The sequence below is a fragment of the Streptomyces sp. NPDC048671 genome, assembly GCF_055587045.1.
This window is the reverse complement of record NZ_JBVJHB010000001.1, coordinates 93,583-118,322: the sequence shown is the minus strand read 5'-3', so window position 1 is coordinate 118,322 and position 24,740 is coordinate 93,583. Positions and strand designations below refer to the sequence as shown.

The window sequence follows — 24,740 nt, the reverse complement described above, 5'->3', positions numbered from 1 at the left end:
GCACCCCGTGACGACCGAATCCCCCCGTTGGTTCAAGTCCTCGTACAGCGGCAACGGCGGCCAGTGCATTGAGGTTGCCACCAACCTCGTCACCCCGCATGGCGTGGTCCCCGTACGTGACTCCAAGAGCCTCGCCGGCCCGGTCCTGAACGTCGCCGCCGCTTCGTTCGAGTCCTTCGTGGCAGGCGCCAAGGCCGGAGAGTTCGGCACCGTCTGACCGCTGTGTGGATGTTCCGTCTTGCGTGGGTCCAATGGTGGGCCGGAGGGCCCTCGCAGGCGGCATCCGCCTAGCCGGCAGTGAACTGCTGGCCGAGGAAGTGAGCGAACACGCGCTGCGGGTCGCCGGCGACGTACGTGTTCTGCAGGAACTTCAGCTTGTGCTCGCCGTCCCTGGTCCGGATGGTCATCCGGCCGCGCCCAAGGAAGAGCTTCCGGTACTCCGCCGAGACGATCTCGTCCCAGGGCACGAGGGTCTTGCGTGGCGATGCGAGCAGACCCTCGACCCCGTTGCGCAGCACCTTCTCGATGAACGGGCTGCCGTACACCGAGTTCGGTCCGGACGCCGCGACCGCGGCACCTCCGCCCAGAGCCACGCTTGCTCCCGCCGTGACCCCCCGAGCGACACCGACCGCACCAGCCTTGCCCGAGACGATCGCCTTGTGGATCACCACGCCCCGGCCCAGGACGACGACTATGCGCCCCATCCCTGCCGGCGCCCACGCAGCGAGCACGTCGTCGGCCTGCGGTTGGTCCATCGGCTCCATCGGGCTCCCCAAGTCCTGGCTGGCGCGGTGCCAGTGCTGCGAGGCAGCCTAACAACCTCGTACATGGCCGACGGTGACGACGGCAGCGCCGGCAACTGATCGATATCGGCGTGCGGAGGGTGCTGGGGTTCACGAGGTTCCGGAGCCTGACGGAGAGGGGGCAGTTGCGGCGGCGGCTCTCCCCCCGCCTCGGTACTGTGGCTTCGCATGACCGACACCGAGATCACCGCAGACCTGGTCCGCGACCTGCTGCAGGAGCAACATCCAGACCTTGCCGGGCTGGCCATCCGCGAGGTGGCGGGCGGCTGGGGCAACCAGATGTGGCGCCTCGGGGACGAGTTGGCCGTGCGTATGCAGCGCATGGACCCTACTCCGGAGCTCCAGCTCAAGGAGCGGCGGTGGCTACCCGTGCTGGCCCCGCGCCTGCCGCTCCCGGTGCCGACCCCGGTGCGGTTCGGTGAACCGTCCGAGCGCTTCCCCAAGCACTGGACCGTGATGACGTGGGTTCCCGGCGAGCCGCTGGATCACGGCTCGATCAGCCGTGGCGCCCACGCGGCCGACACGTTGGCGGGTTTCCTCCGGGCGCTCCATGTGGAGGCGCCCGCCGAGGCGCCGGTCTCTACGGACCGCGGTGCCCATCCCAGAAACTGCACGGACAGCTTCGAGATCTTCTTCCAGGCCGTTGCCCCCGACGACATCGCTGTCGACGTCCGGGCCGTCTGGGACGACGCCGTCGCGGCCCACGCGTGGGAGGGCCCGCCGGTGTGGGTGCACGGCGACCTCCATCCCGCGAACGTCGTCGTCTCGGACGGAACGCTCTCGGGCATCGTCGACTTCGGTGACATGTTCGCCGGCGATCCGGCGTGGGACCTCGCCGCCGCATGGGTGCTGCTGCCCGCGGGCACGGCCTCACGGTTCTTCGACACGTACGCGCGTGCAGACGAGGCGGCGATCCGGCGTGCCCGCGGGCTGGCCGCTATGAAGAGCCTCTTCCTGATGCTCATGGGACAGAACGGAGATCAAGGCCTTCCCGGCGGCAAGCCGCACTGGGGACCTGTAGGCCGGGCGGCACTTGACCGTGTTCTGAAGGGCATCTGACGCGCGCTATTGCTTGTCGTTTATCCAGCTTCGTGGGTTCATAACGGTGGAGTCGGGTATTGGAATTTCATGAACGCCTGCTTTGGGAGAGGCTCCGAGTCGGTTCCCGGCGTGCTGCGGACCGTTATCAGATCAGTTCAGATCAGATCGATGCAAGGATCGATGGCCCAGTGGTTGGTTAGTAGGACTCGACTGGCGAAGGGCACGTCTTCCTCGTCCAGAAACCTGAAACCGAGTGCTCGGCAGATACCGTCTTTGGTATGCCGTTCGATTCCGGGCCGGGTGCACAGTCCGGGCGGCCGGGTGGCGGGTGCTGAGATCGGGGGCTCAGGATTTGGGAGTAGGGCAAAACCTGGATGGATCGGGAATCTTCTGTAGCGGCACCCCCGTTACGTCTTCCTTATATAGTTTCTCCACCATGCCATCCTTCTTAATTTTCCTAATAGCTTCGCAAACTTGGCCCTTCAGGGTGGGGTTGCCTTTCGGTAGTCCGATTCCGTACTCCTCCGTACCGAATCCGTCCCGGGCGATCATGAGCTCCGCCCCTCCGCCTCTTTTGTTGCTGTCTTTTTTCAAGCCTGCCAAGATGGGTTCATCCGTAACCACTCCATCATATTTATACTCGCCGTTCCCGTCTTTCTCCCGCAAGCCCTTCATGCAATTATTGTAGTCAGTTAGTGGGGATACGTGTGTGAAGCCGAGCTCTTTGAGGCGGGCCTCTGAGGTTGATGCTTTAACTGTACAGAGAGGGGCATCGAGATTTTCAGACCTCAAGTCGAAAATTGAAGTTGCCTTAGATGATCCCTGTATCCCGCTGGTATTCCTGAAGTATGCTTCATTGTTTCCATCTCCCTTCCGTAGCATGACATTTTGAATTGCTTGATAGTAGGGTCCAGCGAAGTCGACTCTTCTGAGTCTCTCTGGATTGATTCCGTAAGTTCCCACGACCATTTGAACGGAACCCCTTTCCAGGGCGGCCTCGCGACTTTCGGTCCCAATTGGTTGGAAGCGGATATTGTCTTTAGGGATTTTCATGTGCTCGGTGATGAGTTTTGCGTATTCGATTTCGGCGCCGGTCCAATTCGGGTGCAGCGGGTCGTTTCCAATGTTTGTGCTCATCCCGGGCTGGTCGTCTTTGACTCCAATCACGAACAAGCCCTTCTTCTTCTTCGCGTTATTCAACGCGGTCAGAGCGCTTTCTCCAACGGCAGGCGAGACTGAAGTGCTGGGATCGGAGAGACCGGATGCGTGAGAGGGCTGTTCCTGCGTCTTCTGCTTGTGCAGGTGGTTCCAGGTCAGCAGGCCTCCGCCGGCGAGGAGGGCGAGGCAGGCTGTGCCGATCAGTGCGATGCGCGGGCCGCGGCCGGACCGGCCCACGCCGGGGATGCCGACCTGCTCGCCGCTGGTGCCTGTACGGGCACTACGAGAATCGGGCTGGGCCTCGGCGGAAGCAGGGGAGTGGTCGTACTCCCACGGCTGGGCGTGGGGGCCGGTCGCTGAGTCCGGTCCGGTGCGGATCGAAGTCCGGTCATGCCGTGGACGCCAGGCAGCCTCCGCTCTGGGCGGAGCAGCCGGCGACGAAACGGGAAGAGCCGCGTGATTGCGTCCGAGCGCCACCTGGGCACCGCTGTTCCGGTCCCTGGCCTGCGGAATGGGATGCCCCCGGGCGCCCAGCGTCAGACGCAGATGCCGGTAGATGGTCCCCAGATCCAGCAGTTCGGGACCGCCGGGGATACCATGGCGCAGCGTTTCGAGCAGGGCGCCGGTGAAGGCGGTGTAGGTGTCCCCGACGGGCGCCAAGGCGGTGCGGGTCTCGGCTGTAGCCGCGAGTAGGTAACTTCCTTCCACAGCGGCCTGGTTGGCAAGGCCGGGCGATGCGCTCATCCGCCCCAGGGCCCGGCCGCTGTAGCAGCAGTCCAGGATCACGACGTGGCGTTCGGCGCAGGAGTCCAGAAGAAGGACCTGGCGGAGCCAGTCGTAGGGCAGACCGGTCTCGACGCAGCCGAACTCCGTGTGCGGCAGAGCCAGGCTGAGTGTGTCCTGCGAGTCGATCAGCCCATGCCCGGCGAAGTAGACGACCAGGGTGTCGGTGGCTTCGGCGGCAGCCTCTCTCACCTCTCTCACCACGGTGTGCGCGGCGGCCGGATTCTCAACGACGGTCACATGCTGCGCCGGCAGTTGCAGGGACAGAGGGCCTGACAGGAGCCCGGCGAGGGCTTGCAGGTTGTTCGAGACGGCCGGCAGCTGCTCAAGATGCTGGTAGCGGCTCGTCCCCACCAGGACCGCCCGCGATGCCCCCGGGTCGGGCAGAACGCTCACTGCCCCCCGTCCTCATCACGGTCGGTGTCCAGAGCCCGGATCACCCGTTCAACCTCCTCGTTGGAACCGCCGGTGAGGACGAAAACCGTATCCCCGCGGTGAATCTCCAACCGCGGGCGTTGTGGCCGGGTCTGCCGCCACGCGACCAGGGCCAGCACGAACGACGCCGCGCTCCATCCGTTCCCCGTCACCAGCTGAAGCACATCCATCACCGTCCCCATCTCCCCCGGTCGCGGCACGCTTCCCCGCACCCCGACCGTGGCAGATCTGCGTACTTCAGGGTCCGATCGCAACCAGCCCTGCAAAGACCGCAGTTCCCCTGCGGACTCGACCCGCACCTCTAATTGCACCCGGACCTCCCCATCCCTCCATGCACCCTCCTTGTGACGATGCGCGCTCATTCTCCGTCACAGCACCGCGTTCACGGCCGGAAACGCCATGTCCGGCACCTGGATCTCCACAGTAAATCCGGCATTTACCGCGACAGCATGCACTGCGACAGCAGCCTCAAAGGGTCGAGATCGGGCCGAGGAGAGCCGTCCCCACGGCGGAGGGCTGCGAAATGCCCTAGCGTCCCGTCAAGGGACATGTCACTGGCCCCATCACCGGAACGTGGTCCCCTGAGTCGGCGCCGTGTCCGCCGCAGGGGTCGGAGATCCGCGCCAGGGCGGAGCCTGGGGGCGTGGACATCGACGCCGGTGGAGATGGCACGGGAGGAAGATCATGCACGCGAACAGCAGCACAAGGGGCAACGAGGCGGAGAACAGCCAGTCATCGGCCCGCACGCCACCCGGCCGCGCCGCGACACCGCTCCCTGCGCTCTTGGCCCTCCAGGGCAGCGCCGGCAACGCGGCAGTTGTCCAGATGCTCCGCCGGGCCGGACAACCCTGGCCCCAGGAAGAGCACGGGCACAGCGCCGACTGCGGTCACCAGCAGGCCGAACAACCCGTACAGCGCTCCACCGTCCCCGACGTCCTGCGCTCCCCGGGCCGCCCCCTCGACGACAACACGCGCACCGAGATGGAGGCCCGCCTCGGCGCGGACTTCTCCCAGGTGCAGGTGCACAGCGACGCCGCCGCCCGCCGCTCCGCCGGCGAAATAGGCGCCCGCGCCTACACCTCCGGCAACGACGTCGTTCTCGGCGAAGGCGGCACCGACCCGCACACCCTCGCCCACGAATTGGTCCATGTCGTCCAGCAGCGTCGGGGCCCCGTCGACGGCACCGACAACGGCGCGGGCCTGAGCGTCAGCCACCCCTCCGACCGCTTCGAACGCGAAGCCGAGCAGATGGCCCGCACCGCACTGGCCCAACCGGCGCCCGACCAGGGCCATCCGGCGACCGACGCATCACGCACCGCGCCGGCCCAGCCGGGCGCCGCCCCCGTTCAGCGGGCCCTGGCGACACAGATCACGGCGAGCAGCAAGGAAGGAGAGGAGGGGGCGGTGGGCGACGTCATTTTCGCCGGCCGCCCCGACTCCGCGCACTCCGGGACGATGGGCGACCACGCCACCGCTTATGTCGTCCTGCGCGAGGCCGTGCGGAAGAGAATCCGCGGTAAGAGCGCGGCAGCGGCCGGAGAAGAGGTGTACCAGCTCTTCGTGCAGGCACAGCAATTGCCGGAGGCGAAGCTGGTGGGCGAGGACGAGCAGTGGAAAAAGAACAAGGACCTGATGAGCGAGGCGTCCACGGAGTTGAAGCGCCTCGATGCATTACGGACGAGTGACAGTGACGAGAATTGGGGCATGTCCGGGCTCCAGCAAATGATCAACGCTTACCTCCAGTACCGGGAGGCGCTACCGCTGTCCACGTTCTTCACGAAAGGAAATAAGGGGTCCGGGAAGGGGCACGGCGAGGCCAAGGCCCACAAGGCACTCCTGGGCTATCCCGATAACAATCTGAGCAAGGAGGTACTACAGGCGTCGATCTTCGGGCTGCTGGACACAAGGGCCGTCAGGCATCACATGGGGCAGCAGGAAGAAGACGGAAAGGGAAACATCCCGGGCAGCGTCGCGGAACGGCACGTCGAATCGATCGGTGAAGCCTACGGTGAAGGGGTCATTACCGGCGCCTGGGGCAGTGTCCGGGCCGCCGTAAAAGCGATTACCATCAAACTGGGAAAGGAGGAGGGTGCGGACAAGTCTGCACCCTCAATGGGGAAAGACTCCGCCATTTCCGGCAAAGACGCTGAGGTGGACAGACAGCCGAGGCTCGCGGTGCAAATCGTCACCAAGGACGACGGCAAGATCGATAGGTTGCTTTCGAGTGGACGGCCCGAGACTCAGTTCGCCTCGACCGAGGGCGAGGGTGGTCACACGATCGCCTGGACGGTGCATATCGACTACGTCGGGGCACGTCTGAAGGGCAAGACGGTGACCCAGGCCATCGGCGAGCTGGACAGCCTGACTTCCCATGTCGACGATCTGAAGGAAGGACTCAACCGCACTGCTCGGCAGGACACCGGCCTTGAGGATGACTTCGCCAACCTCAGGGTGGGTACGCGGAGATCCGGGCGATTGGCGTCGAAACCCGCGAAATCGGCAGCACCCGAGAAGGACGGCGAGGAACTGCAGGCCGAGGACGCTGCCGTAGAGGAAGAGCTCGACAGGAAGACCGAAGCGGCCCAAAAGCACATGACGGATAAAGTGAAGGCCGCAAAGGGGGAGGAGGCGGTACCGGAACTCGCGTTGCAGGAGGCAGTATCCGCCGTCCTGGCGCGTATCAACCTCATTCCCGGCGCGGCGTCCCTGTATCTCAGCACCAGCGGTGCTGCAGAAGGGATTCATCGCGGCTCCTTGAAAGCGGACAAGCATACGCAGGAGGAATCACGGAAAGCCATCTTCGGCATGCTGCAGATCTTGCCTGACCATGAGAACAAGCCAGCGGCGACTGCTTTGATGGAGCAGCACCTGAAAATAGTGGAGGTCGCCTACCCGGAGGCATTCGAAGCATCGAAGCTCAGGGGCCAGTCCCTCAAGGGGCAACGCGGGGTATTGAAGGAGTACTGGAATACGAAGAATACGGGCGATGACGCCGATTTCGAAGATTAGTATCAAACTTTCGTGACGGTCCGCCAGTTTTGTCTGACGAGTATTCCGGTTGCCAGCGCAGGTTCATCGCATCGACCGCACCTCACGCGGCCGTCGTCGTTGGGCGAAGTGCTCCACCTTCCCCGGCGGCACCCCCTGAAGCCACGTCGCCGTCGCCCCCAGCGCTTCCAGTCTGTCCAGGTGGGCCAGGTGTTCGCGCAGATGGGAGACAGTCGGCGCCTTCGCCGGGCGCTTCAGCTCGTCGAACCTGCTGCGACCGCCCTCGGGTACCCACAGCAGTCCCAGCAGCCGGGCCTGCTCGACCTCGTCCGGCACGTCTGTGGAGTGGCCGGGAATCGAGCCGATTGCCTGGCACTCCCTCGCCCCCTCCTCGGTCGCCTTGTGCGACTGAATCAGAAGGTCGCCGGTCTCTTCGTGAAGCCAGATCGTCGGAGACTCGCCGGTCGGTGTGTTCGGATGATGCCGAGGAACTTCAGGGTCACGACGGCTCCCGCCGTCGAGAGGGTTGAGCCGGCGTGCACGAGAGTCTTCGCTGCGGGCCGAGAGCATCAAGGGTGTCTTTACGGGCTGACGCGGATCGCTCGGTTCACCGCTCGCCCGGCTGTGCCCGCCCCTCGACCGCAGAGCGGGTTCGTCCCTGCCGGGTGCTGCCCCTTACTCTCTGTGCTTCGACGGGGCCTGACCAGCCAGGTCCGCCGAGTAGCTCATATGTTCGATTAGCGCGTACGCTGGACACATGGCAACGCACCAGCTCCAGGGATCGCTCTTCGACCAGAGCGACGACGTGCGCCTGGGCCCGCTGGGCGGGATCCAGCGGACGGCCCTCGGTGACGGGGCCTGGATCGACCTGCTGCCGGGCTGGCTCAGCGGCGCCGGAGTCCTGTTCGAACGGCTGGCCGCGGACGTCCCGTGGAAGGCGGAACGGCGGCAGATGTACGAGCGGGTCGTGGACGTGCCCCGGCTGCTCGCCTTCTACCGGGCCGGCGAACCGATGCCGCACCCCGTTCTCGACGAGGCGCGCCGGGCCCTGTCCGCGCACTACCGCGCCGAGCTCGGCGAGGAGTTCACGACGGCCGGCCTGTGCCACTACCGCGACGGGCGCGACAGTGTGGCCTGGCACGGCGACCGCATCGGCCGGGGTGCCCGCGAGGACACGATGGTGGCCATCCTCTCCGTCGGCACGCCCCGTGACCTGCTGCTCCGCCCGCGTCACGGTGGCGAGACCGTCCGCCGCCCGCTGGGGCACGGCGACCTGATCGTGATGGGCGGCTCGTGCCAGCGGACCTGGGAGCACGCCATCCCCAAGTCGGCCCGGTCCGGCGGAGGGCGCATCAGCGTCCAGTTCCGGCCGCGCGGGGTGCAGTAACCCGGCAGCCCAGTAACCGGACAGATTCGCCGGACCGATCCGCAGGACGGATTTTAGAACGGGCCCGTGTTCTGCCTCTGGGCGTTCCCCGTCCCCAGGCCCTGCGCGAGTCCCTGTTCCGCCGCCCCGCGCTCCAGCGCACCGCGTTCCCCCGAGCCGCCTCTGCGCCGGAGTACGACCAGGCACCCGCAGACGGCCGCCGCGAGCACGGCCGCCATGGCGATGACAACGATCATGTGTCCCCCCGTGTGTCCGACGGAACCGTGCTGCGGTTCCGTCGCTGACACGCATTGTCGCTCGCCGCCGGTCGGCTGGGAAGGCCGATGTCGCTTCGGGTGCCGCGGAGGTGTCCGCAGGGGAGGGCACCCCGCCCCGCCGTCGGCCCGTGACGCCTATCAGTCGGCTGCCGGCCGCCATCGCTCGGCCTCGCGTGCTGCCGCGCGTGCGCCGAGGAATCCGACGGTCAGGGAGACAGCGGCACAGGCGGCGATGCCGGCTGTCAGGACGGTCCAGGACACGGAGCCCTCCTTCACCAGGGCGATGAAGAAGACCGAGTGCCAGGCGGTCACCGCTCCTGTGACGACGGTTGAGATGAGCAGGGGCACCGTGAGATGCCACGAGGCGACGGACCGGAACACGCGGCGTCGGCCGGTCAGGACGGACAGCGGGGCGAGCGCGTGACGGATCCGGACGAACTCGGCCGCCGCACTCACCGCCCCGGCCATGAGGATGAAGAGGATGCCGGTGATGCCGAACAGCTGAATCCAGTTCGGCAGGCGCGAACGCGAGGATCCCAGCCAGTTCCCGCCGAGTGCCTCCACCTGTACCGAAGGATTGGAGAGCGTGAACGCGGCCTGTTTCACCGCGGCGAGCTGCCCGGCGGCGGGGGTCACGACGAGAAGGGACCGCGTGCCGTCCGCCTTCACACCGGCCGGGGCTGCCGGGACGAACCTGAAGCCACCCCACCAGCGGCGCATTTCCTCCACCTGAGCGTTTCCGCCGGTCGGCGCTGTCGCGCCGCCGTGGCACTCCACCCGCAGTACACGCAGGTCGCGGCAGGTTCCTGTGACCGTGACCCACGGTTCTCTCGGCGGCCCGGGATCATGGAACGTACGGCTCAGCAGGACCGCGCCCGCCGGCAGAGCCGAACGGAAGCGGCCGGTCTGTGCCGCGGTCATGCTGCTGGGGGTCACCTCGATCACGGTGTCCTTGATCCGCTGATGGGTGGCGGCGGCCGCTTGCGAGTGAACGCCCAGCCTGCTGGTCCACACCTGCATCTGGGCGACGATGCCGATGCCGATCACCATCGCCAGGGCGAGACGGACGATGACGCCCGGGTGCGCGTGTGTCCACCGCCCGCCGATCAGACGGCCCGCATGGCCCTTCCGCCTCCCGCTCTCGGCAAGCCGGGAACCCAGACGGCGGGTGAGGAGGGCCACCACGGAGGACAGGAAGGCCCACATCACGACGGTCCCGGAGGTGAAGACGGAGAGCTGCGCCTTGCGAGGCATGTACTGGCTCGTCAGAACCAGCGCGACCCCGACACCGCAGAGAGCCGGACGCCATGGGGGGACCCGGGAGCTGAAAGACGCGGGGCGGGTGGACGTGCCGTCCCGGTGGATGCGGTGCGTGCCCACCACGATGCCGAGCACGACCAGCAGCGACACCGCGGCCGAAGCGACGGCCATGGGCCAGGCGTCCCGCACATCATGGTGATCGAGGATGTAACCCGTGGGCGCGAGGCGGGTGCTGTGCACGGACGCGACGGCATACGGGACGAGCGCGGTGAGTGTTCCCAGTGCGGCCGGGACCCCCGCTTCACCGGTGTTGACGATCATGCGGTGCCGCCATGTGCCGCCCAGTGCCTGCAGCAGACCGCCGCGTCGGTCACGGGTGCGGGAGCCGACCCGTGCGGCGACGACGGTCAGAGCGAGGGCGGGCAGTCCGGCCAGGGCCCACAGCGCGAGGAGAGGAGAGCTCACCGCCGGCTGATCGACCATCTCTCCCGTCGCTGCGCCGTTGCTGCCGAAGGCGGACACGGGCAGCCACCGGCGATCGTTCCTGGGCGCACCGTCCCCCACCCGCACGTAGGCGATCCGTTCGGAGGGCGTGACCAGGCCGTCCGTGGCGATGGTGCCGGCGAACCTCCCGTAACGGGTCAGGATTCCTTCCCCGCTGCCGGTCCTGACGAGTTCGGGAGAGAGCAGGACTTCGCCCGGCTTCGGCCAACGGGTCACACCGGCGGGAACGGGAGCCCCGGCGGTGAGTGGCCGGACGAATACGAGGGAGACGGGTCGGCCGCCGACGGAGTCGCCCCCCTGCCGGTACAACAGGGCGGCGTCCCTGCCCAGGTCGACCACCGGCCCCCGGGCGTCCGCCCTGGTCTCCCGGCCGTCGTACGTCGCGAGCGTGGCCACGGTCGCCAGGACGACGAGGGCGACGGCGGCCGCCGAGCCGAACAGGCCCCACCATCGCAAGCGGTCGCCCGGCGTGGACCGGCCGGCGGCGAGACCGATCCTGAGCAGTTTGGACGCGGTGCGGATCCTGTTCCCCATCACAGGGCCCTCGCTTCGGCCAGGATCCCACCGCGCAGTTCGTGGCGCCGGTCGGCACGGTCGGCCACAGAGAGGTCGTGGGTGACGACCAGCAGTGCGCAGTCACGGTCCCGGGCGGCCGTGAACAGGAGGGTGGCGACGGCCTCCTTGGCGTCCGGGTCGAGGGCGCCGGTGGGTTCGTCGGCGAGCAGCACGGCGGGTTCCGTGATCAGGGCGCGGGCGACGGCGGTCCGCTGGCGCTCACCGCCGGAGAGCATGCCGGTCGCAGTGGAGCCGATGGGGACACCGAGCGCACCGAGGAGTTCCTCCGCGCGCCGGTACGCGTCCTGATGCCGTCCTCCGTCGAGCAGGACCGGCAGGGCGACATTCTCCACCGGGCTTAATTCAGGGAGGAGTTCGCCGAACTGGAACACCATGCTCAACGTCTCCCGACGCGCTCGGGCGAGCCGCGCGGATCCGAGACCGGTGATGTCCCTGCCCCCGGCGGTGACCGTGCCCGACTGTGGCTTGATCAGGCCGAGTACGCACATGAGCAGGGTCGACTTGCCTGATCCACTGGGGCCGGTCACGGCGACCGACTCGCCCCGGGACACGGACAGTTCCACGCTGTCGAGGAGAGTCCGCCCGCCGACCTCGTAGCACAGGTTGCTGATATGGAGCCCGGACGAGTCCTTCTGGTACACCGAACGTGCCTCTTGTCTCAGGAATGCTCTTGTCTCAGGAATGAGGGTGCCGCACCGGCCCTGGTCGGTCCGGTGCGGCAGGAACAGCCTTGGGAATTCCGCTTACGGGAATTTCCAGCCCGAGCAGTCGTCCGGCGCACCGTAGTTCTCGTCACAGACCTTGAACTCGTAGATGCTCGACCCGTCGGCCGAGTACGAGGTGGTTCCGGGGCCGCTGTGGTTCCACAGCGTGCGCTTCGCCCCCACGTTGTTGATCCGGTAGTACTCCGCCTTCACCGGGTCGCCGTCACTGCTGTTGTCCTTGACGGCCACCATCCCGCTGTCGGCCTTGGCCGGAGACCAGCCGTGCGCACCCCCGGCGTAGGCGTCCACTGCCGCCGCCGCCGTGGCCGTGGGCACGGCGAGGGCAAGCGTGAACAGCGCAGCCGCAACGATCTTCGTACGTGCCATTGGTGCGTACTCCTTCAGCCGGCGAAGTCCAGAACACGGAAGGGAGCCTCAGCCACAGGGCATGCGGCTGCCGCAGATACGCCGTGCTCCTCAGATGTCTCTGAGTCAAAGCCCCCAGGGACGGCTGATTAATCGCACAACCGAGCTACGGATAACAAGAGATGGCTTGCCCTCGTATCCGTCGCGCTGGTGCACTTCTCGTTGCATCATGCGCAACGTCGCTGTACGCGGGTTGGGATTTCCGGGGCAGGCCGGCAAAAGGCAACCGGGATCGGCAATTCGTTCCGGACGCGATCGACCAGAAATCGCCCTCGGAATTCAGGCTTCCGCGCCCATCGGCACGACGGGCCCAGCCGCGCCGGCGAAGGCGGACTCAGCCCGTGTGCGGCGGCGGTACCGCGGCGGCCTCGGCGAGGACCGGGCCCAGGTTCTCGGTGCGGATGCGCCGGTCCACGTACAGCAGTCCGGTCACCAGCGGCGGGAAGGTGGCCACGATCAGCTGGCTGACCATCTGTCCGATCATGATGGCGATCAGATAGCCGCTCATCGCGACGACGACCGAGGCCGGGTTCGGGTCGTTGCTCAGGTTCGCCGAGCCGAGCATCCCCGAGAACATGCCGATGAACGTGAACGGCAGCTGGATCAGATAGCTCGCGACCCCCGCGATGGCGGCTGCCAGCAGGCTGATGCCGAAGATCCGCCACCAGTCGCCGCGCACCAGCATGGACGAGCGGCGCAGTGCCGCGATGGGGCCCTGGTTCTCGAAGACCACGGCCGAGGGCGCCAGGCTGAACTTCACCCAGAGCCAGACCGCCAGCGGCGCCGTCGCCAGGGCGCCGAGCATGCCGATGACGACCAGCGCGGCCGAGGCGCCGTCGCTGCTGCCCGCGCTGGTCAGGCCGATGAAGAGGGCGATGACGCCGGCCCAGGCCAGTACGAGCGGGATCATCGCGATCACCCAGGTCAGGAACACCGTTCCGATCACCGCGGGCACCCGTGCCCAGGCCCGTCGCCATACGGCGGAGAAGGTGGTCGGCCGGCCCAGGACCGCTTCCTGGAGGACCGCGGGTACGGCCGCGTACATCAGGGCCGTGGACAGCACGGCCGTGATCAGGCACAGCAGCGCGATCGCGCAGAGGGCGATCACTATCGGTACCCAGTCCTCGGTCCTGGGGGTCTCGTCGGAGCTGAGCGAGAACACTCGGTCCAGATGGTCCGAGGTCGCGGAGTAGGCGATCGCGATCGCCGCCACGACCACGGCCAACGCCCCGCCGTACGCGGCCGCGCCGACGCCGAGCAGCTGCTTGCCGTGACGGCCCACGGTGGAGAACACGCCGTTGAATATGTCCCCGAGCCTCAGCGGCCCCAGGGGTATCACCCCGGGCTTGGGCGGCATCCAGCCGCCGCCCCAACCGGGCTGCCCTCCGGGAGGTCCCCCGTACGGCGCGCCCCCGTACGGCCCGCCGCCCCACCCTGCGTCCTGCGCCACTGCTGCTCCGCCTGTCAGTCGGTCATGTACATGGACGGACCACCGTATCGCCCCTGGTGCCCGGCCGACCCCGGGCTTTCTGCGCGGGTCGATGCGTACACTCGTACACATGGGATATGGACTGCTGGCCGCGGCCATCGCTGCGGAGGTGGCCGGGACCACCGCCATGAAGTACAGCGAGGGTTTCACCCGGCTCTGGCCCTCACTGATCACCGTCGTCGGCTATCTGCTCGCCTTCTCGCTGCTCGCCCAGACGCTCAAGACCATGTCGATGGGCACCGCCTACGCGATCTGGGCCGGCATCGGCACCGCCGCCGTCGCCGTCATCGGGATGCTGTTCATGGGGGAGTCCGGCAACCTGGTCAAGGTCGCGGGCATCCTGCTGGTCATCGCCGGTGTCGTGGTGCTCAACCTGGGCGGTGCGCACTGATGGCGCGGCGGTACGACCCCGAGCGGCGCACCCGGATCATCGACGCGGCGATCCGGGTGGTCGGCGCCAAGGGCATCGCCGGTCTCAGCCACCGCTCCGCCGCGGCCGAGGCCGATGTGCCGCTCGGCTCGACGACGTACCACTTCGCCTCGCTGGACGAGCTGTTGACCGCCGCGCTCCGCCGGTCGAACGAGAACTTCGCCGGGCTCATGCGGGAGAGCCGGGCCCTCGCCGACCCGGCCGCCGACCTCGCGGCCGAACTCGCCCGGCTGCTCGGGGAGTTCTTCGGCGGCGGCCGGGGCCGGGCGGAGCTGGAGTACGAGCTCTACCTCGCCGCCCTGCGCAGGTCCGCGCTGCGGCCGGTCGCCGCCGAGTGGACCGACGACACGGCCGCACTCCTCGCGGCGCGCACCGATCCGGCCACCGCGCGGGCCCTGGTCGCGCTGATGGACGGGATCTGCCTCCAGGTCCTGCTCACCGGCGGGGTCTACGACGAGGCGTACGCACGGGAGATGCTGGGCCGGATCGCCGGCTGAGCGCTCGCGCCCCCGGCCGCACGAGTGATCCGGCCGCCGGGCCCGTTGAATGTTTCCCGGCACGGTTTCAGTCGGCCGCCCCGTCCGCACCCGCTCCCGCAGCGGCCCGGACCGTCGCCAGCGCCGCCCGCACGCTCTGTTCGATGTCGGTGATCGGGTACAGCGCCTCGCGGACCGTGCGGTCCCGGTCCACCACCAGCGTCAGCCGCTTCAGCCGGCTGATCCCCGCCGCCCGGAACGTCGGCAGCCGCAGCGCCGCCGTCAGTTCCAGCCCGGCGTCCGACAGGAGCGGGAAGCGCAGCCGCTCCGCCTCCGCGAACGCCCGCTGCTCGTCCGGGCGCTGGGTGGAGACCCCGTGCACCGTCGCGCCCGCCGCCGTGAACTCGGCCAGCCGGTCGCGGTAGGTGCACGATTCGAGGGTGCAGCCCCGCGCGCCGGGAATCCCGGCCCAGTCCGGCGGATAGGACTCCGGGCGGGCATAGGCGCCGGGGAAGAAGTACAGGACGGTGTACGGGGTGGCCGCGGCGACGGGGTCGTGCTCGCCGCCGGTGTGCAGCGGCAGGCTCAGCTCCGGTACCCGGGTGCCCACCAGCGCGTGCACCCGCGCGGCCTCCTGCGAGGACTCCTGTGCGGTCGCCATGGTCGTTCCGTCTCCCGTCACCCAGGCGTCGCCCCAGTCCTGGAGCGCGATCAGTACCGGCAGCAGGGCGCGGCCGCGCGGGGTCAGCCGGTACTCGTACCGGGCGGGCCGCTCCTGGTACGGCTCCCGGGACAGCACATCCGCCTCGACCAGCAGCCGCAGCCGCTCGGTCAGGACCTTGCGGGACACGCCCAGTTCATGCTGGAGGGCGTCGAAACGGTGCACCCCGCGCGCCGTGTCCCGCACGATCAGCAGGGTCCACCAGTCGCCGACCACGTCGAGGGCCTGGGCGATCGCGCAGTCGGCGTCGGCCAGGCTGGTGCGCTGGGGCATGGGTTTCCTCCGTCACGTCGGACGGCCATTCAACTGGATCGACCTGCGAAAGCATGCTGCCACAGTCCGTTCCCAAAGGGAACTCTTGAGGTGGGGGAGGGGTGCGGGCCGTGCTGGGCCCAGATTTCCGGGAGACGCTTCGCGGGGTGCGCGGCGACCTGGAACGTCCTCACCTGTGGTGGCACGTCCATCGGGCCGGTCGCGGGCCGGCAGGACAGCGCGCGTGGCGGCCGTTCCGCGGCCACGACGCCCGGACGCTGAGACCGGTTCGCCGGGGCGGCCCCCGGCCGGTTAGGTTCGGGTCATGACCGACACGACTTCCACCCGTACCACCGGCGCCGTCGCCGCCGGCCTCGCCACCATCGCCGGTGACGGTTCCGTTCTCGACACCTGGTTCCCCGCGCCCGAGCTCACCGCCGAGCCCGGCCCGGCCGGAACCGAGCGGCTCAGCCCCGACCGTGCCGTCAACCTGCTCGGCGAGGGCGCCGCCAAGGCCATCGGCGTGGACGCCCGCCGCGGGGTCGAGGTGGTCGCCGTGCGCACGGTCATCGGCTCGCTCGACGACAAGCCGCTCGACGCGCACGACGCGTACCTGCGGCTGCACCTGCTCTCGCACCGCCTCGTCCAGCCGCACGGACAGAACCTGGACGGCCTCTTCGGCCTCCTCACCAACGTGGCCTGGACCTCGCTCGGGCCGGTCGCCGTCGACGATCTGGAGAAGGTGCGGCTGAACGCCCGCGCCGAGGGCCTGCACCTCCAGGTGACCTCGGTCGACAAGTTCCCGCGCATGACCGACTACGTCGCACCGAAGGGCGTCCGGATCGCCGACGCCGACCGGGTGCGGCTCGGCGCGCACCTCGCCTCCGGCACCACCGTCATGCACGAGGGCTTCGTCAACTTCAACGCCGGCACCCTCGGCACCTCCATGGTCGAGGGCCGCATCTCCGCGGGCGTCGTCGTCGGCAACGGCTCCGACATCGGCGGCGGCGCCTCCACGATGGGCACCCTCTCCGGCGGCGGCAAGGAGCGCATCGTGATCGGCGAGCGCTGCCTGGTCGGCGCGGAGGCCGGTGTCGGGATCGCGCTGGGCGACGAGTGCGTCGTCGAGGCCGGTCTGTACGTCACCGCCGGCACCCGGGTCACCCTGCCGGACGGCCAGGTCGTCAAGGCGCGCGAGCTCTCCGGCGCCTCGAACATCCTCTTCCGCCGCAACTCGGTGACCGGCACCGTCGAGGCCCGCCCGAACAACGCGGTCTGGGACGGCCTCAACGACGTCCTGCACAGCAACGGCTAAGAGGGTCCGGCAATCGGGGCGCCGAGCAGTTCCTCGTACGCCCCTCGCAGCCCGTCGGCCGCCTCGCGCCCGGCGGGCTGCAGCGGTTCGCGGACCGGGCCCGCGTCCAGCAGCGCCTTCGCCGTCACCGTGCCGGGCAGCCCGGACGCCATCATCAGCTCGACGAGCGGCGCCAGGAGCCCGTTCAGCCGCGCCGCCCCGGCGGTGTCCCCGGCGTCGAACGCGTCCAGCACGGCCCGCAGCCGGCGGGGCGCCACGTTGGCGACGGTACTGACGTAGCCCGCGCCGCCCACCGCGTACAGCGGCAGATTCAGCTCCTCGCAGCCCGAGTAGTACGCGAGCGAGGTGGCGGCGATCACCCTCGTCGCGCCCAGCAGGTCCTGCGAGCAGTCCTTCACCGCCACGACGCGCGGGTGCTCCGCCAGCCGCAGCAGCGTCTCCGGTTCGATGCGGGTGCCGGTGCGGCCGGGGATGTCGTACAGCATCAGCGGGAGGCCGGTGGACTCGGCGACCCGCAGGAAGTGCGCCTCGACGGCGGCCTGCGGCGGCCGGCTGTAGTACGGAGTCACCACCAGCAGGCCGTCGGCGCCCGCCCGTTCGGCCTGCCGGGCCAGCTCCACGGTGTGCCGGGTGTCCGCGCTGCCGACGCCCGCGACCACCGGCACCCGCGCGCCGACCGCTTCGCGCACCGCGCGCAGCAGCGTGGTCTTCTCGGCGTCCGACGTGGTCGGGGACTCGCCGGTGGTGCCGCTGAGCACCAGACCGTCGCAGCCGGCCGCGACCAGTGCCGCGGCGTGCCCGGCGGCCGCGTCCGGATCGAGGGCGCCCTCGGCGGTGAACGGAGTGATCATGGCGCAGAGGGCGCGGCCGAAGGGGCGCGGGCGGGATGCTGCGGGAGGCGTCATGTCCGAAGTGTCCGCCCACCGGACCGTGAAGGTCCACTTAGTTCTTCTTCTGGTGAAGCTGAAGGAAAGCTCAACAATCTGGTGCTCTGGCATGATCGGCCGCACATCGGGGCGGGCTGACGCGGGGGGCGGATGCATGGGTGCGCGGGCACTGCGGGGGACAGGGATACGCGGAGCCGTTCCGGCGGCTCTGTTCGTGGCCGGCACACTCACCCTGTCCGGGTGCGCGGGGTTCCTCGTGCCGGCGGGGGAGGGGGAGGCGGGCCCGAGCCCGTCGCACACCGCGTCCGCCGGGGTGCACGTGACCACACCGTCCCCCCTGGACATCGCCTCCCCGCCCGCCGCCCGTCCGCGGGCACCCGTCCGCCCGACCCCGGTGCCCTCCGCCACCGGCTGCCCGGACTCGGGCCTCGTCGTGGACATGGGCCCCGTGGAGGCGGCCCTCGGCCACCGCGCCGTCGGGCTCACCCTGACCAACTGCGGCGGCGAGCCCGTCCGGGTCGACGGCTACCCCTCGGTCCAGGCCATCGACGAGAACGGTGACGCGCTGCCGGTGAAGGTGAACCCGGGCTCGTCGTACTTCGGTAACGACAAGGGCCCCGAAGAGGTCATGCTGGCCCCCGGCAAGACCATGCGGTCGCTCCTGGTCTGGGTCTCCACCCCGACCGGCGGCGACCTGATCGAGGGCGACGCGCTGGAGATCGCCCCGGCGCCCGGCCTGGAGGCGCGCACCTTCCCGCTGGAGGGCAGCGACGTACGGCTGCTCGACGAGTTCAACATGACGGGCTGGCGGACCTCGCCGACCGAGTGACGCTGCGGAGCACGGGCGGGCGCGGCCGACGGTCCGCCCCGGACGTCATCGGCGGGACATGTACAGGCCGAAGGCCTTGTGCAGCAGCTTGTTGACCGGGTAGTCCCACTCGCCGACGTACTCGGCGGCCCGGCCGCCGGTGCCCGCCTTGAAGCGCAGCAGGCCCATCAGGTGGTTGCTCTCGTCGAGGGTGTCGGTGATGCCGCGCAGGTCGTAGACGCTCGCGCCCCGCTCGTGCGCGTCGCTCATCATCCGCCACTGGATCGCGTTGTTGGGCTGCACCTCGCGCCGGCGGCTGGTGGAGGCGCCGTAGGAGTACCAGACGTGGGTCCCGACCGTCAGCATCGTCGCCGCGGAGAGCACCTCCCCGTCGTGGTGGGCGAGGTACAGCCGCATCCGTCCGGGATCCTCGGCGCGCAGCGCGGTCCACATGCGCTGGAAGTAGCCGAGCGGGCGGGGGATGAAACGGTCGCGCTCGGCCGTCTCGCGGTACAGCTCGTAGAAGGCCGGAAGGTCGTCGTGGTCGCCCTCGACCACCTTGACGCCCGCCTTCTCCGCTTTCTTGATGTTGCGCCGCCACTGCTGGTTCAGCCCGCCGCGGATCTCCTCCAGCGACAGCCCGGCGAACGGTACCTGGAAGACGTACCGGGGCTGTCCCGCGCTGAAGCCGTCCGTGCCCCCGTCCTCGCCCTGCTGCCAGCCCAGCCGGCGCAGCTGGGCCACCAGCTCGTCGGCCCCCGGCTCGCTCACGTCCGGCTCGACGTCGCGCAGCCTGCGCGCGGCCGGATCGGGGATGGCGTCCTTGACGGTCCGCGCCTCCCAGCGGCGGGCGACCACCGGCGGGCCCATCCGTACCGTGAACGCGCCCCGCGCCTTGACATGGGCCACCAGCGGATCCAGCCAGGGGCGCAGATCGCCCGCGTGCCACGGGATGACCGGCCCCTCCGGCAGATAGGCCAGATACCGTTTCACCCGGGGGATCGGCCGGTACAGGACCAGCGCGGCGCCGACGATCCGCCCGGCCTCGGACCAGCCGATGCTCTCCGCTCGCCAGTCCGGCTTCACCTCGCCCCACGACGGGACCTGCATATGGCTCGCGGAGCCCCGCTCCGCGACAAACGCCAGGTGCTGTTCGCGCGTGATGGCCTCGACCCGCAGCGACATGCGGTACTCCGTTCGTTGTCCGATTCGTCAGCCTAACGACGACACCACGGACCGCAGTTGACCTCAAGCGCACTTGACGTCACAGGGTGGCTGTCACGGGCGCACCGCAGGGGAGCGCCGGTGAGGGGAGCAGCCATGAGCGTCGAATTCGTGTCCAGGCCCGATTTCACCCGAGCGGACGCGGGCATCGTCAAGGCCAGTACCTGGGACGTCGGCACCCCCGAGCGGCAGCGGCAGGCCGTCGAGGCCATCCGGGACGCCTGGGCCGGCCGGGAGTGGCCGCGGCCGGGGCCGCTCTCGTACACCGTCCACGCGGGGGAGGACGGCAGGACGCTCTTCCACTACTCGCAGTGGCCGGACGAGGAGAGCTACCGGGCCTTCGTCCGGGCCGGCCGGGACGCGCGCAACGCCGGCATCGACGCGGCCGTGCCCGGCATCGAGCGGATCGGACCGCACACGTACGAGCTCTACCGCTCCTCCTCGCTCGGCGGTCCGGAGGGGCGGGAGCCGGGGTGCGTCGTGATCGTCGACGTGGAGTTCGAGGGGGCGGACAAGGCCCGCCAACGCGACTGGGTGGACGGTGTGTTCGAGGCACTGGGGACGGACCCGGCGCCCGCACCGGGGGGTATCGGCGGGCACTTCCACGTGAGCACCGACGGAACCCGGGTGCTCAATTACGCGGAATGGGTGAGCGCACAGGCCCACATCGACGCGCTGGCCGCTCCCGGCAACGGGGTCGGGTCGCGGACACCGCAGTGGGAACGGGTGCGGAACTACCCCGGGGTTACCGGCGGCGGTGTGCACCGCTACACCCCCGCGCTCAGTCTGCGACCGGGGGTCCGCGGGCGGTGACCGCGCGGGTGCGGCCGCCCGTCGCCGGGGCCCGGCGGGCGGGCGGCGGCGGACCTGCCCGGGTACCGGGCGGCGTGGGACGAAATGCGTCTACGCTTGGGCCGCCTGTCCCCGTACGCGCCCGGAAGCCATGGCCCCGGCGACGCGTGCGCCCCGTACGTTCCTAGGAGAACCCCCTGATGTCCGCAGAGCGCCCCACCCTGCCGCCGGTGCGGCTGCACACCGAGGCCGAGCTGGCACGGGACGCGCTTGCCGCGCCGCTGCTCGCCCGCGCCGTCCGGCTCGCCCGCTGGGCCGGTCCCGGCACCAGGGTGGGCGCCGGCGGCGAGCTCGTCGAAGCGCAGCTGCCCGCGGCGGCCGAGCACCTCGGCCTCACCGCGGACGAGGACGGTGCGGCGGAGGCCAGCGAGGCCTGGCGGCTCGCGGTCGACACCGGGCTCGTCGAGGTCGAGGACCCGGCGGACGAAGAGACGGAGCCGGGAACGGAGCCGGACGCGGAGGACGGCCTCGGTGAAGAGGCGGAAGGCACCGTCACCGCGGGCGAGAACCTGGCGCTGCTGACCGCCGGATCGCCGCAGGACGTCCTGGCGATCTGGCTCGACGGCCTGGAGGCCGCCCACGCCGATGCCATCGCCCCCTTCTTCGACGACTTCGCCGACCTCGTCGGCGAGGACGGGTCGATCGACTTCGACGCCCTGGAGTGGGACCCGGAGACCGAGGCCGAATTCCTCGACGGCGTGCTCGGCAACCTCTATCTGCTCACCGTCTCCGACAGCGCCGCGGGCGACGCGCCCGTACCGCTGCCCGCGCTCGCCGCGTCGATGATCGTGCCCGACGACATGGGCGAGCCCACCGACGACATCCTGGAGCAGGTGTCGGACGCGATGATGCGCCTCGACGACCAGTTCCGGGTCCTGGAGCCCATCGGCATCGTCGAGTACCAGCCGGTGGACGAGGCGCTGCTGGCCGAGGAGGGCGAGGACGCCACCCCGCCCGCCGCCGACGACGACGTCACCCGGTACGGGATGGTGAAGCTGACCCCGCTCGGCCTGTACGGCATCCGGGCCAGGATGCTGGACGCGGGCGTGGAGGCCCCCGCCATCGGCGACCTCCTCGACAAGGGTGCCGACGCGCTCCTCGGCGGCATCGCGTACTACCCCGAGGACGCGGCCCGCAGCGAGGTCGAGCTGTGGCTCGCCCGGCGCGGCGCCGGCGGGGCGGCCGGCGAGCTCCTGGACGCGGCACGCGGCGAGGACCCGCAGGCACCGCTGCGCCGGCTGCACTGCCAGCAGGCGCTCGCCCTGGTCGGCGCGGAGGCGGAGCCCGCCGTGCGCGCCGTGCTGGACGACGCGGAGCTGGGCGGCCTCGCCCGGGTCTGGCTCGCGGAGCTGGGCGCCGCCGGTGTGCCCGCGCCGCCGGAGTCGATGATCTTCTGGCTCGCCGTCGACACGATCGCGGCGCAGCTGGAGGCGGACGGCGACCTGGACGAGCTCCAGGGCCTGGTCGAGGGGCTGTCCGGCCAGCACAGCGGCTTCTTCGACGAGGTGTGGCGGGTGGACCACCCGGCCACGGCGGACGTCCTTGAGGCGATGGGCCGGCTGCACAGCGACAAGAAGCTGGCGAAGGACGCCCGCAAGGCCGCCTTCAAGGCCCGGTCCCGGAGCGGCTCGGCAGGCTGAGCAGGGCGGAGGCGGGGCGGCGGCGGGGCGGCGGGGCAGGTCCGCCCCGCCGCCGGGGAAGTTCACGTAACGCATTCCCTGGAAGTCGTCCTCAGTTCAGCTGGTGTTGGCGCCGGCGCGGGACGGTGATCCCGCCAACAACCGCCCCAGCCGCACCAGGAGTACGTGATGGCCTTCACGCGCAGGGAATTCAGCAAACAGTCCGCCCTCACCGGTGCGGGCATCGCCCTCACCGGAACCGTAGCCGCGCTGGCCACCGCGCCCGGCGCCCTCGCCGCCGGGGACTCGAAGCACGGCCACGGCCACGGGCATGACCACGACGGACACGGCCACGGCCACGGGCACAGTCGCGAGCCCGGATACGGGGCGCTGCTCCCCGACCCGAAGGGCATGCTCGCGCTGCCCGCCGGATTCTCGTACAAGGTCATCACCCACAGCGGGGTCACCAAGCTGGAGAGCGGCGAGTACACCCCCTCCAACCACGACGGCACGGCCGCCTTCGAGGGCGCCCGCGGCGTCACCCTGCTGGTGAACAACCACGAGCTGGCCGGCGTCCGCACCGACTGGGAGCACCCGGTCCCGCTCACCGAGGGTCTCGTCTACGACGCGGTCGCGGGCGGCGGCTGCACCGTCGTGGAGACCCGCCGCGACGGCCGCACCGCCGAATGGGTCGGCATCGCCGGCACGTCCACCAACTGCGCCGGTGGCGCCACCCCATGGGGCACCTGGCTCACCTGCGAGGAGACCGAGGACAGGGCCGGCACGAACGGTCTGCTCAAGGACCACGGCTACGTCTTCGAGGTCGACCCGTACGACAAGCGCGCCAACCGCGACCCGCGCCCGGTCAAGGCGTTCGGCCGGTACGCCCACGAGGCCGTCGTCATCGACCCCAAGCAGGGCCACGCCTACCTCACCGAGGACGCGTCCGGCCCCAACGGACTGCTCTACCGCTGGGTCCCGCCGCACGGCTTCAGGCACGGCCACGGCAAGCTGCGCACGCTCGCCGCCGACGCCGGCGTCCTCCAGGCCACCAAGTGCTTCGATCACAGCGGCGGGTTCGTCGACGACCTCTCGCGCGCCACGAGGATCGGCACGGTCTACGGCGTGGACTGGGTCGACGTCCCGGACCGTGACGCCCGGACCGTCTCGGTGCGCAAGCAGTTCGGCGACAAGGACGTCACCCGGGCCCGCAAGCTCGAAGGCATGTGGTGGGGCGACGGCGGCGCCTACATCGTCTCCTCGTTCGCCCGTGACGAGAGCCCGCTCCAGCACGACGGCCAGGTCTGGTTCTACGACCCGAAGCGCCGCACACTGACGCTGAAGGTGCTCCTCGGCGTCAACGCCGACCCCTCCGTGGACGGTGCCTTCGACGGCCCGGACAACATCACCGTATCGCCGTACGGCGGCCTCGTGATCGCGGAGGACGGCGAGGGCGTCCAGCACCTGTTCGGGGCCACCGAGAGCGGCCGCACCTACCCCATCGCGCGCAACGAGCTGAACGCCGGAACCGAGGAGGACCCGGAGTACAGCGAGTTCACCGGAGTCACGTTCTCGCCCGACGGGAAGACGCTGTTCGCTAACATCCAGACGCCGGGGATCATGGTGGCCATCACCGGCCCGTGGAAGCGTCAGCCGCGACGGGGGTAGTAACCCGTACGAGTGGTCCGGGCGGGTCGCGCCCATGTCACCCGGAAGGGGGGCGTGGTGGCGTGGCCGGGCCGGGACTACCGGACTGGTGCGGCTCGTCGGAACGGGGCCGCTGCGCCGCGGCGGGCACGCCCTGTCGGAAAGCGATAACCGCCACACCTCCGGGTCCTTTCGGGCGCCGCGCTTCGGGGCGGTGCCCTTGCCGGGAGCGGGAAGCGAGGCCGGCCGGCCGCGGAATCGCTGATTACGAATCCGGCATCAGTGGGGCCCCAGGAGCGGTCGGGCATGGCGTCGGGCGTTTCCAGGGCGCATACTCAAGGTAATGAAACAGTCAGCCGGATCCCGGCGTCACCTGCCTTCCAGTCCCTTCAACCGCCCGGCCCAGGCGGCCCCACCGGTCGAATTGTTCGATGTGGGCGACAGGGTGTCGCACGACCAGTTCGGACTCGGCCGAGTCCTTGCTGTCGAGGGCGACAACGACGCAGTGCTCATCGACTTCTCGGGGCGACAGGGGAGGATCCTGAGCCCGTACTCCAAGCTGACCAAGCTCTGAGAGAAGCGACGAGCACGCGCCGCGTCCGACGTGTCCGCCGTATCCCTCTCATTGACGGCCTTCAGGGGCACCCGCCACCAGCCGGGTGCCCCTGAAGCCGTTCCACCGGCCGCCGGAGCGACCG

At 69.7% G+C, this 24,740-nt stretch carries 24 protein-coding genes; 12 read left to right on the top strand and 12 right to left on the bottom strand.

All coding sequences use genetic code 11. The features are described from left to right. Positions 1–7 precede the first annotated feature (7 nt). A complete protein-coding gene (locus ACZ6S6_RS00590; protein WP_469702687.1) occupies positions 8–217 on the top strand; it encodes a DUF397 domain-containing protein in 210 nt (69 codons plus the stop codon). Positions 218–287: 70 nt separating this feature from the next. Here ACZ6S6_RS00590 and ACZ6S6_RS00585 read toward each other — a convergent pair whose 3' ends face one another. Next, on the bottom strand, positions 288–755 hold the full coding sequence (locus tag ACZ6S6_RS00585) for a hypothetical protein (RefSeq protein WP_362962060.1): 468 nt from the start codon (positions 753–755) through the stop codon (positions 288–290). Positions 756–971: 216 nt separating this feature from the next. On the opposite strand from ACZ6S6_RS00585, the gene ACZ6S6_RS00580 reads away from it, so the two are divergent. Further along, entirely contained in the window at positions 972–1,862 is an 891-nt protein-coding gene (locus ACZ6S6_RS00580) for an aminoglycoside phosphotransferase family protein (RefSeq protein ID WP_362962062.1), read from the top strand. A 327-nt stretch (positions 1,863–2,189) separates the two neighbouring features. On the opposite strand, the gene ACZ6S6_RS00575 is transcribed toward ACZ6S6_RS00580, so the two are convergent. Beyond that, positions 2,190–4,181 carry a caspase, EACC1-associated type gene (locus ACZ6S6_RS00575; protein WP_469702684.1) on the bottom strand — a complete coding sequence of 664 codons (1,992 nt, stop codon included), beginning with the start codon at positions 4,179–4,181 and terminating at the stop codon, positions 2,190–2,192. Then, positions 4,178–4,582 carry an effector-associated constant component EACC1 gene (locus tag ACZ6S6_RS00570; protein ID WP_362962066.1) on the bottom strand — a complete coding sequence of 135 codons (405 nt, stop codon included), beginning with the start codon at positions 4,580–4,582 and terminating at the stop codon, positions 4,178–4,180. Before ACZ6S6_RS00570 ends, ACZ6S6_RS00575 begins: the two co-directional genes overlap by 4 nt. A 322-nt stretch (positions 4,583–4,904) precedes the next feature. Here ACZ6S6_RS00570 and ACZ6S6_RS00565 point away from each other — a divergent pair, with 322 nt between their 5' ends. Then, on the top strand, positions 4,905–7,229 hold the full coding sequence (locus ACZ6S6_RS00565; protein WP_362962068.1) for an eCIS core domain-containing protein: 2,325 nt from the start codon (positions 4,905–4,907) through the stop codon (positions 7,227–7,229). Between the two features lie 63 nt (positions 7,230–7,292). Here ACZ6S6_RS00565 and ACZ6S6_RS00560 read toward each other — a convergent pair whose 3' ends face one another. Then, positions 7,293–7,544, bottom strand: coding sequence for a hypothetical protein (locus ACZ6S6_RS00560; RefSeq protein ID WP_469702681.1), 252 nt, complete (start codon positions 7,542–7,544; stop codon positions 7,293–7,295). A gap of 421 nt (positions 7,545–7,965) precedes the next feature. On the opposite strand from ACZ6S6_RS00560, the gene ACZ6S6_RS00555 reads away from it, so the two are divergent. Then, a complete protein-coding gene (locus tag ACZ6S6_RS00555; RefSeq protein ID WP_469702679.1) occupies positions 7,966–8,595 on the top strand; it encodes an alpha-ketoglutarate-dependent dioxygenase AlkB in 630 nt (209 codons plus the stop codon). A gap of 53 nt (positions 8,596–8,648) precedes the next feature. Here ACZ6S6_RS00555 and ACZ6S6_RS00550 read toward each other — a convergent pair whose 3' ends face one another. The 5 genes from ACZ6S6_RS00550 to ACZ6S6_RS00530 all read right to left on the bottom strand — a co-directional run bounded on the left by ACZ6S6_RS00550 (position 8,649) and on the right by ACZ6S6_RS00530 (position 13,679). Further along, on the bottom strand, positions 8,649–8,831 hold the full coding sequence (locus tag ACZ6S6_RS00550; RefSeq protein ID WP_362962072.1) for a hypothetical protein: 183 nt from the start codon (positions 8,829–8,831) through the stop codon (positions 8,649–8,651). Between the two features lie 159 nt (positions 8,832–8,990). After that, entirely contained in the window at positions 8,991–11,150 is a 2,160-nt protein-coding gene (locus ACZ6S6_RS00545) for a permease (RefSeq protein WP_469702677.1), read from the bottom strand. Further along, a complete protein-coding gene (locus ACZ6S6_RS00540; protein WP_362962076.1) occupies positions 11,150–11,833 on the bottom strand; it encodes an ABC transporter ATP-binding protein in 684 nt (227 codons plus the stop codon). Before ACZ6S6_RS00540 ends, ACZ6S6_RS00545 begins: the two co-directional genes overlap by 1 nt. A 102-nt stretch (positions 11,834–11,935) precedes the next feature. Beyond that, entirely contained in the window at positions 11,936–12,283 is a 348-nt protein-coding gene (locus ACZ6S6_RS00535; protein WP_469702675.1) for a hypothetical protein, read from the bottom strand. 373 nt (positions 12,284–12,656) lie between these two features. After that, the gene (locus ACZ6S6_RS00530; RefSeq protein WP_469702673.1) at positions 12,657–13,679 is read right to left on the bottom strand and encodes a DUF7847 domain-containing protein; all 1,023 of its coding nucleotides are present in this window, start codon (positions 13,677–13,679) and stop codon (positions 12,657–12,659) included. Positions 13,680–13,881: 202 nt separating this feature from the next. Here ACZ6S6_RS00530 and ACZ6S6_RS00525 point away from each other — a divergent pair, with 202 nt between their 5' ends. Together ACZ6S6_RS00525 and ACZ6S6_RS00520 are read left to right on the top strand one after the other, a co-directional pair. Next, positions 13,882–14,202 carry a DMT family transporter gene (locus ACZ6S6_RS00525; RefSeq protein ID WP_362962080.1) on the top strand — a complete coding sequence of 107 codons (321 nt, stop codon included), beginning with the start codon at positions 13,882–13,884 and terminating at the stop codon, positions 14,200–14,202. After that, a complete protein-coding gene (locus tag ACZ6S6_RS00520; protein WP_469702671.1) occupies positions 14,202–14,738 on the top strand; it encodes a TetR/AcrR family transcriptional regulator in 537 nt (178 codons plus the stop codon). The genes ACZ6S6_RS00525 and ACZ6S6_RS00520 overlap by 1 nt, the downstream gene beginning before the upstream one ends. A 67-nt stretch (positions 14,739–14,805) precedes the next feature. Here ACZ6S6_RS00520 and ACZ6S6_RS00515 read toward each other — a convergent pair whose 3' ends face one another. Further along, positions 14,806–15,711, bottom strand: coding sequence for a winged helix-turn-helix transcriptional regulator (locus ACZ6S6_RS00515; RefSeq protein WP_469702668.1), 906 nt, complete (start codon positions 15,709–15,711; stop codon positions 14,806–14,808). A gap of 304 nt (positions 15,712–16,015) precedes the next feature. Between ACZ6S6_RS00515 and dapD the strand changes: the two genes are divergently transcribed. Further along, a complete protein-coding gene (dapD, locus tag ACZ6S6_RS00510; RefSeq protein WP_362962086.1) occupies positions 16,016–17,005 on the top strand; it encodes a 2,3,4,5-tetrahydropyridine-2,6-dicarboxylate N-succinyltransferase in 990 nt (329 codons plus the stop codon). On the opposite strand, the gene dapA is transcribed toward dapD, so the two are convergent. Next, on the bottom strand, positions 17,002–17,910 hold the full coding sequence (gene dapA / locus ACZ6S6_RS00505) for a 4-hydroxy-tetrahydrodipicolinate synthase (protein ID WP_469702665.1): 909 nt from the start codon (positions 17,908–17,910) through the stop codon (positions 17,002–17,004). The genes dapD and dapA overlap by 4 nt on opposite strands. A gap of 301 nt (positions 17,911–18,211) precedes the next feature. On the opposite strand from dapA, the gene ACZ6S6_RS00500 reads away from it, so the two are divergent. After that, positions 18,212–18,721: a DUF4232 domain-containing protein gene (locus ACZ6S6_RS00500; RefSeq protein ID WP_469702663.1), complete on the top strand. Its 510-nt coding sequence runs from the start codon at positions 18,212–18,214 to the stop codon at positions 18,719–18,721. 45 nt (positions 18,722–18,766) lie between these two features. Here the strand turns inward: ACZ6S6_RS00500 and ACZ6S6_RS00495 are convergent, their stop codons facing one another. Then, a complete protein-coding gene (locus ACZ6S6_RS00495) occupies positions 18,767–19,885 on the bottom strand; it encodes a lipid II:glycine glycyltransferase FemX (protein WP_469702661.1) in 1,119 nt (372 codons plus the stop codon). 135 nt (positions 19,886–20,020) lie between these two features. Here ACZ6S6_RS00495 and ACZ6S6_RS00490 point away from each other — a divergent pair, with 135 nt between their 5' ends. From ACZ6S6_RS00490 to ACZ6S6_RS00475, 4 genes are all read left to right on the top strand, one after another. Next, positions 20,021–20,737 carry an antibiotic biosynthesis monooxygenase gene (locus ACZ6S6_RS00490; protein ID WP_469702659.1) on the top strand — a complete coding sequence of 239 codons (717 nt, stop codon included), beginning with the start codon at positions 20,021–20,023 and terminating at the stop codon, positions 20,735–20,737. Between the two features lie 179 nt (positions 20,738–20,916). Further along, a complete protein-coding gene (locus tag ACZ6S6_RS00485; RefSeq protein WP_469702657.1) occupies positions 20,917–22,416 on the top strand; it encodes a hypothetical protein in 1,500 nt (499 codons plus the stop codon). A gap of 168 nt (positions 22,417–22,584) precedes the next feature. Next, positions 22,585–24,063: an alkaline phosphatase PhoX gene (locus tag ACZ6S6_RS00480; protein WP_469702655.1), complete on the top strand. Its 1,479-nt coding sequence runs from the start codon at positions 22,585–22,587 to the stop codon at positions 24,061–24,063. A gap of 322 nt (positions 24,064–24,385) precedes the next feature. Continuing rightward, positions 24,386–24,616 (top strand): hypothetical protein, encoded by a 231-nt coding sequence (locus ACZ6S6_RS00475; RefSeq protein WP_037711258.1) that lies wholly within the window; start codon positions 24,386–24,388, stop codon positions 24,614–24,616. Positions 24,617–24,740: the final 124 nt, after the last annotated feature.

Coding starts and splice junctions, on each gene's coding strand:
- ACZ6S6_RS00580 (WP_362962062.1), top strand. CDS start 972: ATGACCGACACCGAGATCACCGCAGACCTGGTCCGCGACCTGCTGCAG.
- ACZ6S6_RS00490 (WP_469702659.1), top strand. CDS start 20,021: ATGAGCGTCGAATTCGTGTCCAGGCCCGATTTCACCCGAGCGGACGCG.
- dapD (WP_362962086.1), top strand. CDS start 16,016: ATGACCGACACGACTTCCACCCGTACCACCGGCGCCGTCGCCGCCGGC.
- ACZ6S6_RS00480 (WP_469702655.1), top strand. CDS start 22,585: ATGGCCTTCACGCGCAGGGAATTCAGCAAACAGTCCGCCCTCACCGGT.
- ACZ6S6_RS00485 (WP_469702657.1), top strand. CDS start 20,917: ATGTCCGCAGAGCGCCCCACCCTGCCGCCGGTGCGGCTGCACACCGAG.
- ACZ6S6_RS00535 (WP_469702675.1), bottom strand. CDS start 12,283: ATGGCACGTACGAAGATCGTTGCGGCTGCGCTGTTCACGCTTGCCCTC.
- ACZ6S6_RS00475 (WP_037711258.1), top strand. CDS start 24,386: ATGAAACAGTCAGCCGGATCCCGGCGTCACCTGCCTTCCAGTCCCTTC.
- dapA (WP_469702665.1), bottom strand. CDS start 17,910: ATGACGCCTCCCGCAGCATCCCGCCCGCGCCCCTTCGGCCGCGCCCTC.
- ACZ6S6_RS00530 (WP_469702673.1), bottom strand. CDS start 13,679: ATGCCGCCCAAGCCCGGGGTGATACCCCTGGGGCCGCTGAGGCTCGGG.
- ACZ6S6_RS00525 (WP_362962080.1), top strand. CDS start 13,882: ATGGGATATGGACTGCTGGCCGCGGCCATCGCTGCGGAGGTGGCCGGG.
- ACZ6S6_RS00545 (WP_469702677.1), bottom strand. CDS start 11,150: ATGGGGAACAGGATCCGCACCGCGTCCAAACTGCTCAGGATCGGTCTC.
- ACZ6S6_RS00565 (WP_362962068.1), top strand. CDS start 4,905: ATGCACGCGAACAGCAGCACAAGGGGCAACGAGGCGGAGAACAGCCAG.
- ACZ6S6_RS00495 (WP_469702661.1), bottom strand. CDS start 19,885: ATGTCGCTGCGGGTCGAGGCCATCACGCGCGAACAGCACCTGGCGTTT.
- ACZ6S6_RS00550 (WP_362962072.1), bottom strand. CDS start 8,831: ATGATCGTTGTCATCGCCATGGCGGCCGTGCTCGCGGCGGCCGTCTGC.
- ACZ6S6_RS00570 (WP_362962066.1), bottom strand. CDS start 4,582: ATGAGCGCGCATCGTCACAAGGAGGGTGCATGGAGGGATGGGGAGGTC.
- ACZ6S6_RS00515 (WP_469702668.1), bottom strand. CDS start 15,711: ATGCCCCAGCGCACCAGCCTGGCCGACGCCGACTGCGCGATCGCCCAG.
- ACZ6S6_RS00520 (WP_469702671.1), top strand. CDS start 14,202: ATGGCGCGGCGGTACGACCCCGAGCGGCGCACCCGGATCATCGACGCG.
- ACZ6S6_RS00585 (WP_362962060.1), bottom strand. CDS start 755: ATGGACCAACCGCAGGCCGACGACGTGCTCGCTGCGTGGGCGCCGGCA.
- ACZ6S6_RS00555 (WP_469702679.1), top strand. CDS start 7,966: ATGGCAACGCACCAGCTCCAGGGATCGCTCTTCGACCAGAGCGACGAC.